General features: G+C 67.7%; 17 protein-coding genes. 11 read left to right on the forward strand and 6 right to left on the reverse strand.

Annotated elements, in window-relative coordinates:
* The first annotated feature begins 29 nt into the window (after positions 1–29).
* From GON09_RS15080 to GON09_RS15115, 8 genes are all read left to right on the forward strand, one after another.
* Positions 30–1,577 (forward strand): FadD3 family acyl-CoA ligase, encoded by a 1,548-nt coding sequence (locus tag GON09_RS15080; protein ID WP_213932492.1) that lies wholly within the window; start codon positions 30–32, stop codon positions 1,575–1,577.
* Positions 1,574–2,443: an enoyl-CoA hydratase gene (locus GON09_RS15085; protein WP_213932493.1), complete on the forward strand. Its 870-nt coding sequence runs from the start codon at positions 1,574–1,576 to the stop codon at positions 2,441–2,443. Before GON09_RS15080 ends, GON09_RS15085 begins: the two co-directional genes overlap by 4 nt.
* Positions 2,443–3,603 carry an acyl-CoA dehydrogenase family protein gene (locus tag GON09_RS15090; RefSeq protein WP_213932494.1) on the forward strand — a complete coding sequence of 387 codons (1,161 nt, stop codon included), beginning with the start codon at positions 2,443–2,445 and terminating at the stop codon, positions 3,601–3,603. The genes GON09_RS15085 and GON09_RS15090 overlap by 1 nt, the downstream gene beginning before the upstream one ends.
* Positions 3,600–4,571, forward strand: coding sequence for an acyl-CoA dehydrogenase family protein (locus GON09_RS15095; RefSeq protein ID WP_213932495.1), 972 nt, complete (start codon positions 3,600–3,602; stop codon positions 4,569–4,571). The genes GON09_RS15090 and GON09_RS15095 overlap by 4 nt, the downstream gene beginning before the upstream one ends.
* Positions 4,568–5,617, forward strand: a complete 1,050-nt coding sequence (locus GON09_RS15100) for an acyl-CoA dehydrogenase family protein (protein ID WP_213932496.1) — start codon at positions 4,568–4,570, stop codon at positions 5,615–5,617. The genes GON09_RS15095 and GON09_RS15100 overlap by 4 nt, the downstream gene beginning before the upstream one ends.
* Positions 5,618–5,655: 38 nt before the next feature.
* The gene (locus GON09_RS15105) at positions 5,656–6,057 is read left to right on the forward strand and encodes a hypothetical protein (RefSeq protein WP_213932497.1); all 402 of its coding nucleotides are present in this window, start codon (positions 5,656–5,658) and stop codon (positions 6,055–6,057) included.
* 95 nt (positions 6,058–6,152) lie between these two features.
* On the forward strand, positions 6,153–7,028 hold the full coding sequence (locus GON09_RS15110) for an aldo/keto reductase (protein WP_213932498.1): 876 nt from the start codon (positions 6,153–6,155) through the stop codon (positions 7,026–7,028).
* A gap of 70 nt (positions 7,029–7,098) precedes the next feature.
* Positions 7,099–7,836 carry an acetoacetate decarboxylase family protein gene (locus tag GON09_RS15115; protein WP_213932499.1) on the forward strand — a complete coding sequence of 246 codons (738 nt, stop codon included), beginning with the start codon at positions 7,099–7,101 and terminating at the stop codon, positions 7,834–7,836.
* Between the two features lie 11 nt (positions 7,837–7,847).
* Here GON09_RS15115 and GON09_RS15120 read toward each other — a convergent pair whose 3' ends face one another.
* On the reverse strand, positions 7,848–8,471 hold the full coding sequence (locus tag GON09_RS15120) for a hypothetical protein (protein ID WP_213932500.1): 624 nt from the start codon (positions 8,469–8,471) through the stop codon (positions 7,848–7,850).
* A gap of 83 nt (positions 8,472–8,554) precedes the next feature.
* Between GON09_RS15120 and GON09_RS15125 the strand changes: the two genes are divergently transcribed.
* Positions 8,555–9,160 carry a TetR/AcrR family transcriptional regulator gene (locus tag GON09_RS15125; protein WP_213932501.1) on the forward strand — a complete coding sequence of 202 codons (606 nt, stop codon included), beginning with the start codon at positions 8,555–8,557 and terminating at the stop codon, positions 9,158–9,160.
* Positions 9,161–9,166: 6 nt separating this feature from the next.
* On the opposite strand, the gene GON09_RS15130 is transcribed toward GON09_RS15125, so the two are convergent.
* The 3 genes from GON09_RS15130 to GON09_RS15140 are packed head-to-tail and all read right to left on the reverse strand — an operon-like array spanning position 9,167 to position 11,333.
* Positions 9,167–9,862 (reverse strand): GntR family transcriptional regulator, encoded by a 696-nt coding sequence (locus tag GON09_RS15130; RefSeq protein WP_213932502.1) that lies wholly within the window; start codon positions 9,860–9,862, stop codon positions 9,167–9,169.
* Complete coding sequence (locus GON09_RS15135) at positions 9,849–10,592, reverse strand: maleate cis-trans isomerase family protein (protein WP_213932503.1); 744 nt, start codon at positions 10,590–10,592, stop codon at positions 9,849–9,851. The genes GON09_RS15130 and GON09_RS15135 overlap by 14 nt, the downstream gene beginning before the upstream one ends.
* The gene (locus GON09_RS15140) at positions 10,593–11,333 is read right to left on the reverse strand and encodes a maleate cis-trans isomerase family protein (protein ID WP_213932504.1); all 741 of its coding nucleotides are present in this window, start codon (positions 11,331–11,333) and stop codon (positions 10,593–10,595) included.
* Between the two features lie 140 nt (positions 11,334–11,473).
* Here GON09_RS15140 and GON09_RS15145 point away from each other — a divergent pair, with 140 nt between their 5' ends.
* Together GON09_RS15145 and GON09_RS15150 are read left to right on the forward strand one after the other, a co-directional pair.
* Positions 11,474–12,388 carry a D-2-hydroxyacid dehydrogenase gene (locus GON09_RS15145; protein WP_244866474.1) on the forward strand — a complete coding sequence of 305 codons (915 nt, stop codon included), beginning with the start codon at positions 11,474–11,476 and terminating at the stop codon, positions 12,386–12,388.
* Positions 12,389–12,420: 32 nt separating this feature from the next.
* Positions 12,421–13,791, forward strand: a complete 1,371-nt coding sequence (locus GON09_RS15150) for an amidase (protein ID WP_213932506.1) — start codon at positions 12,421–12,423, stop codon at positions 13,789–13,791.
* A gap of 51 nt (positions 13,792–13,842) precedes the next feature.
* Here the strand turns inward: GON09_RS15150 and GON09_RS15155 are convergent, their stop codons facing one another.
* Both GON09_RS15155 and GON09_RS15160 read right to left on the reverse strand, forming a co-directional pair.
* Complete coding sequence (locus GON09_RS15155; RefSeq protein WP_213932507.1) at positions 13,843–14,337, reverse strand: DUF3830 family protein; 495 nt, start codon at positions 14,335–14,337, stop codon at positions 13,843–13,845.
* 22 nt (positions 14,338–14,359) lie between these two features.
* On the reverse strand, positions 14,360–15,601 hold the full coding sequence (locus GON09_RS15160; protein ID WP_213932508.1) for an aspartate aminotransferase family protein: 1,242 nt from the start codon (positions 15,599–15,601) through the stop codon (positions 14,360–14,362).
* Between the last annotated feature and the right edge of the window lie 106 nt (positions 15,602–15,707).

Genomic DNA, 15,707 nt, shown 5'->3' on the forward strand with positions numbered 1-15,707 from the left:
TACCAAGCAATTGCTAGGTAGGGAGCTACGTGAACACAACACCCGGAACCACGCCGGCCGCCCTCATCCGTGCCGTCCGCGACCACGCCGACCGGTGCGCCCTCGTCGACGGCGACATCCGATTGAGTTTCGCTCGACTGCACGAACACGTCCGGGCTTTCGCTGCCGCGCTCGTGGCGCGAGGTCTGCAACCCGGTGAGCGCGTCGCGATCTGGTCCCCGAACACCTTCCATTGGGAGGTCGCCGCACTGGGCGTGCACTGGGCGGGCGGGGTCGTCGTCCCCGTCAACACCCGGTACACCGGCAGCGAGGCAGCCGACATCGTCGAACGTGTGCAGGCCACCGCCCTCGTCGTCGCGGGCGACTTCCTCGGCTCCGACCGGTTCAGCGCTCTGCGCGAGGCCGCACCCGACCTCACCGTTCCCACGGTGATACGAATCCCGCTGGGCGGCAGCGATAAACCGGACCGTGGTGTCTTCGAGTGGGAGGATTTCCTCGGCCTCGCCACGGAGTCGTTGCTCGAGCAGGCGGACGAGCGCGCGCGATCGGTACGGCCCGACGACGTCTGCGACATCCTCTTCACCTCCGGCACGACAGGCCGCAGCAAAGGCGTCCTGAGCGCACACCGTCAGCTGATCGGTGTCGCACAGGCCTGGGCCGAATGCGCCGCGCTGACCCCCGACGACAACTACCTGATCATCAACCCGTTCTTCCACAGCTTCGGCTACAAGGCGGGTTTCGTCGCCGCACTGCTCGCTGGCTCCACCGTCGTGCCGATGGCCGTATTCGACACGGAGAAGGTCATGGCGATCGTCGCGCAGGAGAACATCAGCGTGCTGCCCGGCGCGCCGACGATCTACCAGAGCATCCTCGACCACCCGCGTCGCGACGACTACGACATGTCCACTCTGCGGGTCGCCGTCACAGGCGCCGCACCGGTGCCCGTCGCCCTCGTCGAACGCATGCAGAACGAACTGAGCTTCGACGCGGTGCTCACCGCCTACGGACAGACCGAAGCCGTGGTGGCCACGATGTGCCGTATCGACGACGATCCCGTGACCGTGTCGAACTCGTCGGGTCGCGCCACCGCCGACTTCGAGGTGCGCATCGGCGACAAGGGCGAGATCCTGCTGCGCGGTCCCAACGTGATGTTGGGATATCTCGACGACCCCGAGGCCACAGCGAAGACGATCGACGAGGACGGCTGGCTCCACACCGGCGACGTGGGCGTACTCGACGAGCGCGGTTATCTCGACATCACCGACCGTCTCAAGGACATGTACATCAGCGGGGGCTTCAACGTGTATCCCGCCGAAGTCGAGGCGGCGCTGCTGCGCCTGCCGGGAGTGCACGAGGTCGCGGTGGTCGGTGTCCCCGACGAGCGCATGGGCGAAGTCGGCAAGGCGTTCGTCGTCCCACTGGACGGACATCCGCTCACCGAGGACTCCGTGATCGCGTATGCCCGAGAGAAACTCGCCAACTTCAAAGCGCCGCGATCGGTTCGGTTCGTCGATGCGCTGCCCCGAAACCCGTCCGGCAAGGTACTGAAGAACGTTCTGCGTGAGGAGAAGTCATGACCGTCCCGTTCGAACCCGATGTCGTCACCTACGAGGTGCGCGACGGCGTCGCGATCGTCACTCTCAATCGACCCGATTACCGCAACGCCCAGAACTCGGTCATGACCTACGCCCTCGACGCCGCCTTCGAGAAGGCCGTCGAGGACGACGAGGTCAAGGTGATCGTGCTGGCCGGCAACGGCAAGCACTTCTCCGCCGGCCACGATCTGGGCACCCCCGGCCGCGACCACCACGTGCATTACGACAACAAGGCCGTCATGTGGTGGGACCACGTCGACAAAGAAGGCGGCGACCAGCGTTACGCCCGGGAGATGGAGGTGTACCTGGGGATGTGCCGTCGCTGGCGTGAGATCCCCAAGCCCACTATCGCCTCGGTGCAGGGTGCCTGCATCGCCGGCGGCCTGATGCTCGCGTGGGTGTGCGACCTCATCGTCGCCTCCGAGGACGCCTTCTTCTCCGACCCCGTCGTGCGCATGGGCATCCCCGGCGTCGAGTACTTCGCCCACCCGTGGGTCCTCGGCACCCGCTTCGCGAAGGAGATCCTCTACACCGGCGACCGGTTCTCGGCGCAGCGCGCGTACGAGGTGGGCATGGTCAACCGGGTCGTCCCGCGCGACGAGCTCGAGTCCGAGACCCTCGCTCTCGCCGCCCGCATCGCGGAGATGCCCCGCTTCGGTCTCGCACTCACCAAGCGCGCCGTCAACCAGTGCGAGGACCAGATGGGTATGCGCAACGGTATGGACTCGGTGTTCGGCCTGCACCACTTCGCCCATGCGCACAACGCCGAGGTCGGCACCGACTCCCTCGGTGGCATGAACGCCAAGTCGATGGCTGCGAGCGCGCGTCCGGCAGAAGGAGCGAAGTAGTGGATCTGCAACTCGACGACGCCACCCTCGCGTTCCGCGACGAGGTGCGCGCCTTTCTCACCGAGAACGTGCCGAAGACCCCGCTGAAGTCGATGGACACGGCCGAGGGCTTCGAAGAACACCGGCAGTGGGAGCGAACCCTCGCCGACGCTCGCCTGTCGGTCGTCTCCTGGCCCGAGAACCTCGGTGGCCGCGACGCGACCCTCGAACAGTGGGTCGTGTTCGAGGAGGAGTACTACCGCGCCGGCGCTCCCGGCCGTGTGAGCCAGAACGGCATCTTCCTGCTCGCGCCCACCCTGTTCGAGCACGCGCATCCCGAGCAGCTCGCCCGCATCATGCCGCGCATGGCCCGCGCCGACGACATCTGGGCCCAGGCCTGGTCGGAGCCGGAGTCGGGTTCGGACCTCGCGTCGCTGCGCTCGACCGCCACGAAGGTCGACGGTGGGTGGCTGCTCAACGGCCAGAAGACGTGGAGCTCACGCGCGTCCTACGCCGACATGGGCTTCGGTCTGTTCCGTTCCGATCCGGATGCCCAGCGACACAAGGGCATCACCTACTTCATGTTCGATCTGCGTGCCGAGGGCGTCACCGTGCGTCCCATCCCGCAGCTCGACGGTGAGCCGGGATTCGCCGAGATCTTCCTCGAGGACGTCTTCGTCCCCGACGACCCGGAGCGTCCCGGTGAATCCGGGGTGATCGGTGCCGTGAACGAGGGGTGGCGGGTCGCGATGAGCACCGCCTCCAACGAGCGCGGTCTGTCGCTGCGTGCACCGGGCCGCTTCCTGGCGACCACCGACCGGTTGCTGCGCGCCTACCGCGACTCCGATCTCCACGGCGACACCGCGCTGCGCAACCGCGTCGCCGACGCGTGGATCGGCGCTCGTGCCTACGAGCTGTCGACCTGGGCGACCGTCACGCGACTGACCTCGGGCGGGCAGCTCGGCGCCGAATCGTCGATCAACAAGGTGTTCTGGTCCGAATGGGACATCGCCGCACACGAGACGGCACTCGACCTGCAGGGCGCGGACGCCGAGCTCGTCGACGGCTGGACCGACGGCTATCTGTTCTCGCTGTCGGGCCCGATCTACGCCGGTACCAACGAAATCCAGAAGAACGTCATCGCCGAGCGGCTGCTCGGCCTTCCGAGGGGTGACCGATGAGATTCTCACTCGACGAGTCCCACGAGGACTTCGCGTCCAGTATCGACGCCCTGCTCACCAAGTCGGACATGCCGCAGGTGATCCGCGCATGGAACAGTGGTGACACGGCCCCCGGCCTGCAGGTCTGGGAGCGGTTGGCCGAGACCGGTGTCAACGGTCTGCTCGTCGCCGAGGACCACGACGGTCTCGGCGCCGACGCCGTCGACCTCGTCGTCGCCGTCGAACAGCTCGGCCGGCACGCCGTGCCCGGACCGGTGGTCGAAACCGTGGCGGTGGCGCCGGTTCTGCTCGCCGCCGTCGCGCCCGAGCGCCTCGGCCCGCTGGCCGCCGGTTCGCTCGCCACCGTCGCGATGCTCCCCCACGTGCCCTACGCCGTGGACACGCACGTCGCGGCTCTCGCCCTGCACGTCGCCGACGGCACCGTCTCGGTGGGCACCCCCGGCGAGTCGCGCGCGTCGGTCGACAGGTCACGGACGCTCACCTCGCTCACCCCGGCCGAGACGCTCGGATCCATCGATATCGCAGCCGCTTTCGACATCGGTGTCCTCGCCTCCGCCGCGCAGCTCCAGGGACTGGGCCGCACGCTGCTCGACACCACCGTCGAGTACGCCCAGCAACGCAAGCAGTTCGGCCGCGCGATCGGTTCGTTCCAGGCGATCAAGCACCACCTCGCGGAGGTGGCGGTCGCGCTGGAGATGGCGCGCCCGCTCCTGCACGGCGCCGCTCTGGCGGTGCGCGCCGGCCTGCCGACCGCCGCACGGGACGTCTCGGCCGCGAAGGTCGCGTGCGGGAACGCCGCCCATCTCGCCGCGCGTACGGCCCTGCAGGTGCACGGTGCGATCGGCTACACCCAGGAATACGATCTGTCGCTGTGGATCACGAAGGTCCGCGCGCTCGTCACCGCATGGGGCACCCCCGACGAGCACCGGGCCCGGGTGGTCGCAGCTCTGGAGAGCGAGGCATCATGACGTTCGAGACGGAAGAGCGTGCCGCACTGAGGGAATCGGTGCGTACCCTGCTCGCCAAGCATTCCGATTCGGCTGCCGTCCGGCGCGCGATCACCACCGACAGCGGGTACGACGACGACCTGTGGACGATGCTCGTCGAACAGATCGGGGTCGCGGCCCTCGCCGTCCCGGAGGAATACGACGGTGTGGGTGCCTCGTGGGTCGAAACCCACGTGGTGCTCGAAGAGCTCGGCCGCACGCTCACACCGTCGCCGTTCCTCGGGTCGGCGGTGCTCGCAGCGCAGGCCGTGCTGTTGTCCGGTGACGCCGACGCGGCGGCGCGCCTGCTCCCCGGCCTCGCGGCCGGCGAGGTCGTCGCGGTGTGCTGGGCGTCGGCCACCGGATGGCAACATCCCGGCGTGAGCACCGATGGGGACGTGCTGACCGGGACCGCGCACTACGTGCTCGGGGGTGACACCGCATCGACCCTGCTCGTCCTCGCGGCCGACGACGACTCGGTGGCCCTGTTCGAGGTGGACCCGGACACCGACGGGGTGACACGCCGCCGTGTTCCCACGATGGATCCCACGCGTGCGCTCGCGGAGGTGTCGTTCTCCGCGGTGACCGGTCGCCGCCTGTCGTCGTCCGACGATCTCGTCGACCGGCTGCGGGCATCCGCCTCGATCGCCCTGTCCGCCGAGCAGGTCGGCGCTGCGCAAGCGGTACTCGACCTGACCGTCGAGTACACGAAGAACCGCAAGCAGTTCGGACGCGTCATCGGCTCGTTCCAGGCGCTCAAGCACCGCATGGCCGACATGTACGCACTGGTGGAGACCGCACGTTCGATGTCGTATGCGGCTGCACTGTCGCAGGATCCGCAGGACGCGTACGCCGCGAAGATCTACTGCTCGGAGGCCTTCCAGCAGGTCGCGTCGGAGGCCGTGCAGCTCCACGGCGGGATCGCGATCACGTGGGAACACGACGCGCAGCTGTTCTTCAAGCGCGCGCACGGCAGCGCCCAGTTGTTCGGGCAACCTCGCGAATACCTGGGCGCAGTCTCGGCCTGAGCAATATCGTCGGCGGCGATCCCTGCGGAAGGAGATACATGAGAATCCGATACGCGAGTGCCGCCGCCGTCCTGTCCGCCGCTGCGATCACCCTGACCACGCCGGGCGTGGCCGGGGCCGCAGCGACCGCGGAGGTCGTCCCGGGACGCACCCGGATCATGGTGACCGTGCACGGTGTGCCGGTGCATCCGGAAAGCTGCCGGGTCGACCCCGACGCGAACGGGAATACCCGGAGCCTGCCGGTGGAACCGTCGGGGACGATGGTCGCGCACTTCGTCGACCCCGGTCCCCGGCGGGTCCTGGTCTGGTGTCCCGATGGAGGCATCATCTACGACCGCATCGTCGACGTCCGGCCCTCCGACCCCATCGCCGATGCCGCCGACATCGTCTTCCGCACCGCCGGGAGCAGCGACCGCGTCACCGACCCGACCATGCGGTAGTGGCCACCTCGAGTCCTCGGCAGCCGCGGTCCGGAGAACACCCGATCGTCCGGGATTGCTCGCGCCCGTCGCGGAGGCTCGCTAACGTCGGAAAGATGACACCTTCCACGATCACGCTGAATTCCGGAACGACGATCCCTCAGCTGGGCCTGGGTGTCTGGCAGGCCACCAACGACGAGACCGAACGCGCGGTCCGATACGCGATCGACGAGGCCGGCTACCGGCACATCGACACAGCTGCGGCCTACGGCAACGAGGAAGGCGTCGGCCGCGCGCTCGCCGCGTCGTCGGTGCCGCGCGAGGACATCTTCGTCACCACGAAGCTGTGGAACTCGGATCAGGGTTACGAGCCGGCACTGAAGGCCTTCGACACGAGCCTGAAGAAGCTGGGCACCGACTACGTCGACCTGTATCTCATCCATTGGCCGCTGCAGGACCGCGACCGGATCCTGCGCACCTGGGATGCGCTCGAGAAGATCGCCGAATCAGGTCGCGCGAAGGCGGTCGGGGTGTGCAACTTCGAACCGCACCACCTGCAATTGCTGGTCGATCGTGGTGGTCTCCTCCCGGCGGTGGACCAGGTGGAGTTGCATCCGCATCTACCGCAGCAGGATATCCGCCGATTCGCGTCCGAACACGGCATTGCCGTGGAGTCGTGGAGTCCACTCGGGGGCACGAGCAATTCGGGCTGGGGTCCGAACTCGAAGCCGAACACCCTGCTCGTCGACCCGATCGTCACCCGCATCGCCGACCGCCACAGCAAGTCGGCCGCGCAGGTGCTCATCCGCTGGCATCTGCAGAACGGGCTCATCGTCATCCCGAAGTCGGTGCACGAGCAGCGCATCTCCCAGAACATCGACGTCTTCGACTTCGAACTCGACGAACTCGACCTCAGCGAACTCGACACCCTCGACGACGGCACCAGAGTGGGGGCGCATCCCGACGAGATGAACATCGGCGCACCCGCCTGATCCCTTCCCTCCGGAACTGGAACGTGTTCTCATTGCTGGGGTACGCACGTCCGACTTCCGGAAGGCAGCGATGAGCGAGACGACGACGCATCTGGTCCTGGGCAGACCGGTCACGATGCCCGTGCAGGTCCGGACCGCCACGGCGTTCATGGGGATGTTCTCCGTACCCGTGCGCCCCGCACAGGAACTCGTCGCCCACACCGGGCTCGAGATCCTGCAGTACCGGCCGGGCCACGGGATCTGCACCCTCGTCTTCGTGGACTACGTCGACGGGGATCTCGGCCCCTACAACGAGTTCGGAGTGTGCTTCCTCGTCCGCGACCATCGCAAGGGCGGAGACGGCATCATCGGAGACTGGCGGAGTCTTCTCGGCGGGCAGGCAGGTGCATTCATCCACCACCTGCCCGTCGACGGGGATTTCACCCTCGCGGCCGGACGCGGCATCTGGGGCTTCCCCAAGACTCTCGCCGACTTCGACGCCGACCACGACAGCAGCACCAGACGCGGTTCGGTCTCCGCGGACGGAGCACTGATCGCCGAGTTGACCGTGGCGCCCGGAATTCGCGTCCCCGGCAAGGGTCTCGCCGCATCGCTCGCCGCGTATTCACACATCGACGGCGTCACCCGATGCACGACCTGGGAGATGAACCCGAGCGGGGTGCGTACCCGGCTCGGCGGCGCGACCCTGCAGTTGGGTATGCATCCGATCGCCGAGGAACTGCGGTCGCTCGGCCTTCCTCGACGCGCACTCGCCTCGTCGTCGATCCCCGCCCTGCGGATGACCTTCGGGGACGCGACCGTCGTCTGACGACCACGCGCTCAGGCGAGCGCACCCGTCACGGCGAGAACGATCACCGCCACACCCAGCAGGGTGTCGAGCACGCCGCAGAACTCCGCGAGCGAGCGAGCGACCACGGTGTTCCGCCGGAAGTGGACATGGTCCCACGCGGCGTGGCCCAGCAGCCCGAGTCCGACGATCACTCCGGCCGGGACGGGAGCGAGCATCGTCGTGGCCACCGCGACGGCACCGAATCCGAGCATGGCCACTGCCGACGGCCCGATGAGCATCGCCCGGCCGGCCGGAGTGCGCGCCGGCCCGTAGACGGCGCCGACGGCACCCAGAGCGACCATCAGCACGGTGACCGGCACCGGCACGCCGAAGGCGACGACGGCAACCTTGCCGACCCCGATCAACAGGACGGCGCCGAGGAACAACGGCCAGGCCGCACTGCGACGGCCCAGTACAGCCGCACCGAGATAGACGAGCGCTGCGCCGGTCAGGATCGCCGGGAAGTCGGTGCCACCGTCGGCAAGAACGAACGCGGCGAGGGCAACCGCGACGAGGCTGGGCCACCTGCGCAGCACCCCTCGTAGCAGCGCTTTCGGGCCGACGCCGGCCGCAGGTCGATCGACTGGGAGGGTGGTGATGCCGGAACTTGTCATGGCGATCCGCCTAAGTTGAACAGTAATGTTCGATTTGTCGATCAGCGTAACCTGAACACCAGTGTTCGACAAGAGGAGGATCCGTGACCGCCGACAAGACATCCCTCGGACCTCGCTCCCCCCGCGTCAGGAAGCGCGCGGACGCCGAACGGAACATCGAGGCGATCCTCGATGCCGCCCGGATCACCTTGAGCCACGACCCCGACGCGAGCATCGGGGAGATCGCCGAGGCCGCGGGCGTCGGACGTGTCACGCTCTACGGCCACTTCCCCACTCGCGCCGAGCTCGTCACCGCGGTGGTGCAACGCGCGCTCGCCGAGGCGGAAGAGACCGTGGACCGGATCGATCTCACCGGCAATCCCCGCGACGCCCTGCACCGCCTGATCGCGGGTTCGTGGTCGCTCACTGCGGACGCGGGGACACTGCTCGCCGCCGCCGGACAAGCGCTGCCCGCCGAGGAGGTCCGCGCCGCGCACGACGGACTGCTGGCCCGCGCGACCGCCCTCATCGATCGCGGTCGAACCGAGGGGTTCTTTCGCACCGACCTGCCGTCGTCCTGGCTCGCGTCCGTCCTCCACAGTCTGGTCCATTGCGCCGCAGGCGAAGTCGCCGCCGGGCGACTGTCGGCGGAGGACGCCGCGGACTACATCGCCGCGACGGCCCTGTCGTCGTTCGCCCCACCCGACTGACCGGCTTCAGCCCGAGGCGATCACGCCGTCGACGTCCTGACGCTCGCGGAGTCGGTTCACCGTGTCGTGCAGATGCTCGTCGAGCAGTCGCCGCACATCGTCCCGGTCGGCGGTGCGGATCGCCTCCCGGAGTACAACATGCTCGTCCACCTGTACGTGCAGGTCGGGATAGGTGGTCTGCAACGCCCCGAGGCACATTCGCGTCTCGACGAGCAGGGTACGGGCAGCCCGAACGAGCCGCGGACTCCCTGCGCTCGCCACGAGGATCTCGTGGAAGCGACGGTCGCCGTCCGAGACACCGGTGGCGTCCTCGCGCTCGGCGGCGGTGCGCATCTCCTCGATCGCGGGTTCGAGGGCCTTCCACGTCTGCTCGCGACGGCCGTCCAGCACCAGGTCGAGTGCGCCGCCCTCGATGACCCAGCGACTGCGGTAGATGTCGACGACGTCGTCGAAGGTGAGCTCGGTGACGAAGATCCCGCGGTTGCGGATGCTGTAGAGCAACCCTTCGGACAGCAACCGCTGCATGGCTTCTCGCAGCGGCCCCCGGGAGACCTCGAAGTGCGCCGCGAGTTCGGCTTCGCCCAGCTGCGCACCGGGGGCGAGCGCGCCCCGGACGATGGCCGACCTGATCTGCTCGGCGATGAGCTCGGCCGTGGACGGACGGGTGACAGGACGTAGATCTCCCAGATCACCGAGCACCATGATCGATATCCTCCTCGAACAGCGAGCCCAGCTCCGGGCATCCCACTGTATATCCGGCCAGCTCCAGGCCGTGCCACACGGTGACCTGGTTGGCAGTGAGAACCGGCTTGCCTGTCTCCTTCTCGAGCTCCCGCAGGATACGAAGCGTGTGCATCGCGGTGTCGGGCACCAGCACCGCCTGCGCGTCGGGATGATCGTTGTTCCGCGCGAATTCGAGCACCGCCTCCTCCGTCAGAGCGCCGACCTCGGCGGCGGTGTCGATGCCTGCGTCTGCGAGGGACACGACGTCGATGCCTGCGTCCGCGAGGAAGGCGACGAACAGTTCGGCGACGTCCCGCGGATAGCTCGCCGCCACGGCCACCCGAGTGATCCCGAGCGACCGGATCGCGGCGACGAACGCGACGCCGGTGCTCGTCGTGGGCACACCACCGGCAGCCCGGGAGAGCTGCTCGACCTGAGTACGCGCCCCCTCCGACCCGTAGACGAAGCTGCCGGACGTGCACGCCCATACGAGGGCATCGAGGCGCTCGTCCGCGAACTGTGCCGCCCCTCCGGCGAGCTTGGCCGGGCTCCCCAGGTCGAGAAGTTCGGGAACGGCGTGCAGGTCGGTGCCGTAGATGTGGACGACGGGCAGGGTCACCCCCAGGAGCTCGGCGGCGAACGGATAGTCGTCCTCGGCGGCATGATCCGGATAGACGACCCCGACGGTCGGGCGGCGGCCACGATGCATTCAGAACACTCCTCTCAACCACTTCCCCGGCCCGGTCATGGGTAGTTTCATCCGTCCGAGGCACGCCCAGATGGTGAGCTGGTTGGCCGTAAGGACCGGTTTGCCGAGTTCCCGTTCGAGCGGTGCGATCAGGTCGTAGGTCGGCAGGTTGGTGCAACTGACGAAGATTGCCTGCACGTCGGGTGTGTCGGCCCCGATGATGTGTTCGGCGATGGTGCGGTAGTTGACCTTCCAGATGCCGCCACCCAGACCGAGATGCGACGATCGGACTACCTCGGTCCCGGCCTCGTCCAGGAAGTCGCGCAGCAGGTCGGTGAGTTCCCGGTCGTAGGGGGTGATCACCGAGATGCGGGTCAGGTCGAGCTTCCGGAGCGCTTCGAGGAGCGCGCCGGAGGTCGTGACCGCACACGAGGCACCCGCCTCGCAGATCGCGTCGCACAGGGCCTTCTCGTAGGCCACCCCGTTGACGAAGCTTCCCGAGGTACAAAGATAGGCAACGACTTCCGGTTCCACCGACAGGACGTCGCGGGTCGCGACCATCAAGTGCCGACGGTCGGAGACCAGTTCGGCCATGGCACGGCTCACGGGCACCGGTTCGTAGGGGGTCCGAGCGAGGTGCAGGCTGACCTCGAGCGGCGCCCATCGCCACAGTTCTCGTTCCAGAGCGAGATCGAAGGGTGCGATAACACCGATGCCCCGCTGAGCCAGAGGACCTTCGAATTCGGGAATGTTCAGTTCCATACGGTCCCTCGGCTTCGTCAAGAGTTCCCTCAGCCTTGAGGATTGTTGACAATAATACGAGGCGCTCATACGGTGTCAACGTGGGTGCCGAGCCGGTCGTGACAGTGCTTCATGCCGAAGCCGTGCCGGACCGTGCGCGGATGGCCCCGGTGGCCGAACACGCCACGGTGCGCTACACCGACGCCACCGGTCTGGCCGCCGGCCTCGAGGGCGCAGACATCCTGTTCGCGTACGACTTCCTCACCGATGCCCTGCCCGCGGCGTGGCACGCCGCGACGTCCCTGCGGTGGATCCACGTCGCCGCGGCCGGTGTCGACGCCCTCATGTTCCCCGAGCTGCGCGACAGCGACGTCGTCGTCACCAACTCCCGCGGCGTCTTCGACGGTGCCATCGCCGAATATGTACTCGCCCAGATCCTCTCGTTCGCAAAGGACATTCCCGAATCGCTGCGGCTCCAACACGGGCACATCTGGAAGCACCGCGAGTCCGAACGCATCGCCGGTCGCTCCGTGCTCGTCGTCGGCACCGGCCCCATCGGCCGCGCCATCGCGCGGCTGCTCTCCGCCGTGGGCATGACGGTCTGCGGCTCCGGCCGACGACCTCGCGACGACGACCCCGATTTCGGCAACGTCACCGCCACCGCCGAACTTCCGGTCGCTGTCGCCGACGCCGATTTCGTCGTCGCCGCGGCGCCTCTCACGGAACAGACCCGGCACCTTTTCGACGCCCGGATGTTCGCCGCGATGAAGCCGGAGGCCCGGTTCGTCAACGTCGGACGGGGCGAACTCGTGCGCACCGGCGACCTGGTCGAGGCACTGCGTTCGGGCACGATCGCCGGCGCCGCACTCGACGTGCTCGACGTCGAGCCGCTCCCCGACGACCATCCGCTCTGGGACATGCCGAACGTCTCGATCACACCGCACAATTCGGGAGACTTCGTCGGCTGGCGCGACGCGCTGGTGGACGTCTTCGTCGACAACTTCCTCCGTCTCCGAGACGGCGACCCCCTTCGGAACGTGGTGGACAAGAAGCTGGGTTACGTGCCCGGCGCGTGAGAGTCGGCAACGTCCGACGAGAAGGAGGCACGATGGAGCCCACAGACATGACCGCCGTCGAACTCGTGTCGGCCTTCTCCTCGGGCGAACTGTCTCCCGTCGAGGCGACGAGGGCCGTACTCGAGCGGATCGCGGCCCGCGATCGCGAGATCAACGCGTTCTGCCTCGTCGACGAGGAGAAGGCGCTCGACCAGGCCCGCAGATCCGAGGAGCGGTGGCGGACCGGTTATTCGAAGGGTCTGCTCGACGGAGTGCCGATTTCGATCAAGGACGTCTTCCTCACCGACGGATGGCCTACATTGAGGGGTTCGCAGGCCGTCGACGAGAACCAGGACTGGAACGTCGACAGTCCGGTCGCGGCCCGTCTGCGTGAGGACGGAATGGTATTGGTGGGCAAGACCACCACACCGGAGATCGCCTGGAAGGCGGTGACCGACTCGGCGCTGTACGGGGTGACCACCAATCCCGTCGATCCGACGAAGACCGCCGGCGGTTCGTCCGGAGGAAGCGCGGCGGCGGTCGCGGCCGGATTCGGTCCGTGCTCCGTCGGCACCGACGGTGGGGGCAGCATCCGCATTCCCGCGTCGTTCTGCGGCGTCGTCGGTTTCAAGCCCACCCACGGGCGGATCCCGATCTTTCCCGCCAGCCCGTTCGGGCCGCTGGCGCATGCCGGACCGATCACCCGGACGGTCGAGGACGCGGCGCTGCTCACCGACATCCTCGCCCTGCCCGACCCCCGGGATCCGACAGCGCTGGCGCCGCCCCTCGCGACCTTCCGCGGTGGCCTGCACCGTGAGGTGGTGGGGATGGACGTCGCCTACTCGAAGACTCTCGGGTACGTCCACGTCGACCCCGAGGTCGGCGAGATCGTCGACCGGGCGGTTCGCGTGCTCGACGAGGCCGGACTACGGGTGACCGCCGCCGATCCCGGCTTCGACGACCCGCTCGACGCCTTCGAGGACCTCTGGGCGGCAGGCGCCGCCACCATGCTGAAGACGTTCCCCGAGGGAACGCGGGACAAGGTGGATCCCGGCCTCGGACGCGTGTGGGCACACGGCGAACAGCTCGGAGCCGTGGACTATCTCGAAGCCCGCGCCGTGGCGGCGGCGATCGGGATCACGATGGGGATCTTCCATCAGAAGTACAACCTGCTGATCACTCCGACGATGCCGATCACTGCCTTCGAGGCCGGCTACGACGTGCCCCCCGGTTCGACGGCGACCTCGTGGCCGCAGTGGACCCCGTTCACCTATCCCTTCAATCTCACGCAGCAGCCCGCCATCAGCCTGCCCGTCGGGACGACCTCGGCGGGCCTGCCCGTGGGTCTGCAGATCGTCGGGCCGCGGCACTCGGACGACCTGCTGCTCGCGGTGGCGAGATTCGCCGAGTATGCACTGAGCTGACACACCGAACGGCACCACACATCGCGCGGTGCCGTTCGGTTCGGCGTCCGTCTACGCGCGGGCGAAGCTCAGCGTCTCCCCTACGACACCCTGAATCCACAGGTCGTTGCACGCCACGGCGAGTTCGGGCAGACCGTCCTCGATGCTCGCGAAGACACTGCCCGGCACCCAGCCGACATCGCCGTTGAGCAACAGATTGTTCCGTCCGTAGAACAACGCGAGATCGGTCGCCCCCTGCGAGGCGTGGGCCTGCGAGCCGGGTTCGTAACCATAGGCGGGATTGCCGATCTCCCACGGCTCGAAATCGAACAGGCACACGTCGCCGGGGATCGGCGTCACCGTCGGATTCTCCCGATGCGGCGCCGAGGTGATCCTCGGCACCAGGGTGTACAGCTCGTTGCGGGCGTACTTGGCGTGGAAGGCAGCACCGCTCTGCGGCAACGCATCCCACACCGCCGCGCAGGTGAGCGGGGCTTCGTCGTCGAGAAGTCGTGCTCTGCACGTGATGTCGCGCTTGTCGAGAGTGATCGTGATGTATCGGGCCACGCGGACTCCCTCATTCGACGGATTATCGGACCTCTGCGAGGACCTCGGACCAGATGCCGAGCGCATCCTCGATCTGCTCTGCGGTGACGATCAGGGGTGGGATCATGCGCACCACATTCATGTGGGCACCACAGGTCAACAGCAGCAACCCTTTTCGGGATGCGAGCTGTTGCGCGGCGGCTGCACGGTCCCGATCGGGAGACCCGTCGGTGGTGAATTCGAGACCCACCATGAGACCGAGCCCCCGCACGTCGCCGATATCGTCGGTCGCACGCTCCCGCGCGCCGGAGAGCAATTCGCGTCCACGCGCAGCCGCGTTGTCGACGAGCCCTTCCTTCTCGATCACATCGAGGGTGGCCACGGCCGCCGCGCACGAGACCGCGTTCGCCCCGTACGTCCCGCCCTGCGATCCCGGGCGGGCGCGCCCCATGAGCTCCTCGGAGGCGGCGATACCCGACAGCGGAAAACCGCTCGCGAGTCCCTTGGCGATGGTGATGACGTCGGGAAGTACTCCGAAGTGCTGGTGGCCGAAGAACTTTCCGGTTCGGCCGAAACCGGTCTGGATCTCGTCGAAGACGAGCAGGATTCCGTGCTCGTCGGCCCGCTGCCGCAATCCCCGGAAGAACCGCGCGTTCCCGGGTACGTAACCACCCTCTCCCAGGACCGGTTCGACGACGAAGGCCGCGATCTCGTCCGGCGCCGCCAGGGTCGCGAACAGGTAGTCCAGTTCCTGTAGGGCGAAATCGGTCGCCTCCTCCTCCGACCAGCCGTATCGATAGGCGGTGGGAAACGGAGCGACGTGCACGCCCCCCATGAGCGGTGAGAATCCCGCGGAAAAACGGGTTCCCGAGGTCGTCATCGTCGCGGCGGCGACGGTCCGGCCGTGGAAACCGCCGTGGAAGACGACGATTCCGGGGCGTCCCGTCGCCTGCCGGGCCAGACGCAACGCCGCTTCGACGGCCTCGCTACCCGAATTGGCGAAGAACAACGAATCGAGCCCTTCGGGCAACACCGCACCCAGCCTCTCGGTGAGTTCGAGCAGAGGCCGGTGCATCACGGTCGTGTACTGCCCGTGGATGAGCGAGCCGACCTGCCGGCGCGCGGCTTCGACGACGTGCGGATGACAGTGGCCGGTGCTCGTCACGCCGATACCGGCGGTGAAGTCGAGATAACGGCGTCCGTCCGTGCCGTGGATGTAGCACCCCTCGGCGTGGTCGACGGTGACGGGAGTCGCCTGCAGCAGGCGGGGTGACAGTCGGGTCATGACGATCCCTCCGAACGGCCGAGGGAGCGAACCCTCGAACCGGTTGTCGGATTGTTGACAATATGGATAACACGCGGAGAAGGGTCGTGCAATGGCGAGCGGTGTG

Source organism: Rhodococcus sp. B50, from assembly GCF_013602415.1.
In the GTDB taxonomy this organism is placed as follows: Bacteria; Actinomycetota; Actinomycetes; order Mycobacteriales; family Mycobacteriaceae; genus Rhodococcus.

Bases quoted from the DNA above. Each gene is read 5' to 3' on its own strand.
- GON09_RS15145 (WP_244866474.1), top strand. From the start codon at position 11,474: ATGGCCCCGGTGGCCGAACACGCCACGGTGCGCTACACCGACGCCACC.
- GON09_RS15140 (WP_213932504.1), bottom strand. From the start codon at position 11,333: ATGGAACTGAACATTCCCGAATTCGAAGGTCCTCTGGCTCAGCGGGGC.
- GON09_RS15130 (WP_213932502.1), bottom strand. From the start codon at position 9,862: ATGGTGCTCGGTGATCTGGGAGATCTACGTCCTGTCACCCGTCCGTCC.
- GON09_RS15100 (WP_213932496.1), top strand. From the start codon at position 4,568: ATGACGTTCGAGACGGAAGAGCGTGCCGCACTGAGGGAATCGGTGCGT.
- GON09_RS15150 (WP_213932506.1), top strand. From the start codon at position 12,421: ATGGAGCCCACAGACATGACCGCCGTCGAACTCGTGTCGGCCTTCTCC.
- GON09_RS15095 (WP_213932495.1), top strand. From the start codon at position 3,600: ATGAGATTCTCACTCGACGAGTCCCACGAGGACTTCGCGTCCAGTATC.
- GON09_RS15110 (WP_213932498.1), top strand. From the start codon at position 6,153: ATGACACCTTCCACGATCACGCTGAATTCCGGAACGACGATCCCTCAG.
- GON09_RS15135 (WP_213932503.1), bottom strand. From the start codon at position 10,592: ATGCATCGTGGCCGCCGCCCGACCGTCGGGGTCGTCTATCCGGATCAT.
- GON09_RS15085 (WP_213932493.1), top strand. From the start codon at position 1,574: ATGACCGTCCCGTTCGAACCCGATGTCGTCACCTACGAGGTGCGCGAC.
- GON09_RS15120 (WP_213932500.1), bottom strand. From the start codon at position 8,471: ATGACAAGTTCCGGCATCACCACCCTCCCAGTCGATCGACCTGCGGCC.
- GON09_RS15105 (WP_213932497.1), top strand. From the start codon at position 5,656: ATGAGAATCCGATACGCGAGTGCCGCCGCCGTCCTGTCCGCCGCTGCG.
- GON09_RS15160 (WP_213932508.1), bottom strand. From the start codon at position 15,601: ATGACCCGACTGTCACCCCGCCTGCTGCAGGCGACTCCCGTCACCGTC.
- GON09_RS15115 (WP_213932499.1), top strand. From the start codon at position 7,099: ATGAGCGAGACGACGACGCATCTGGTCCTGGGCAGACCGGTCACGATG.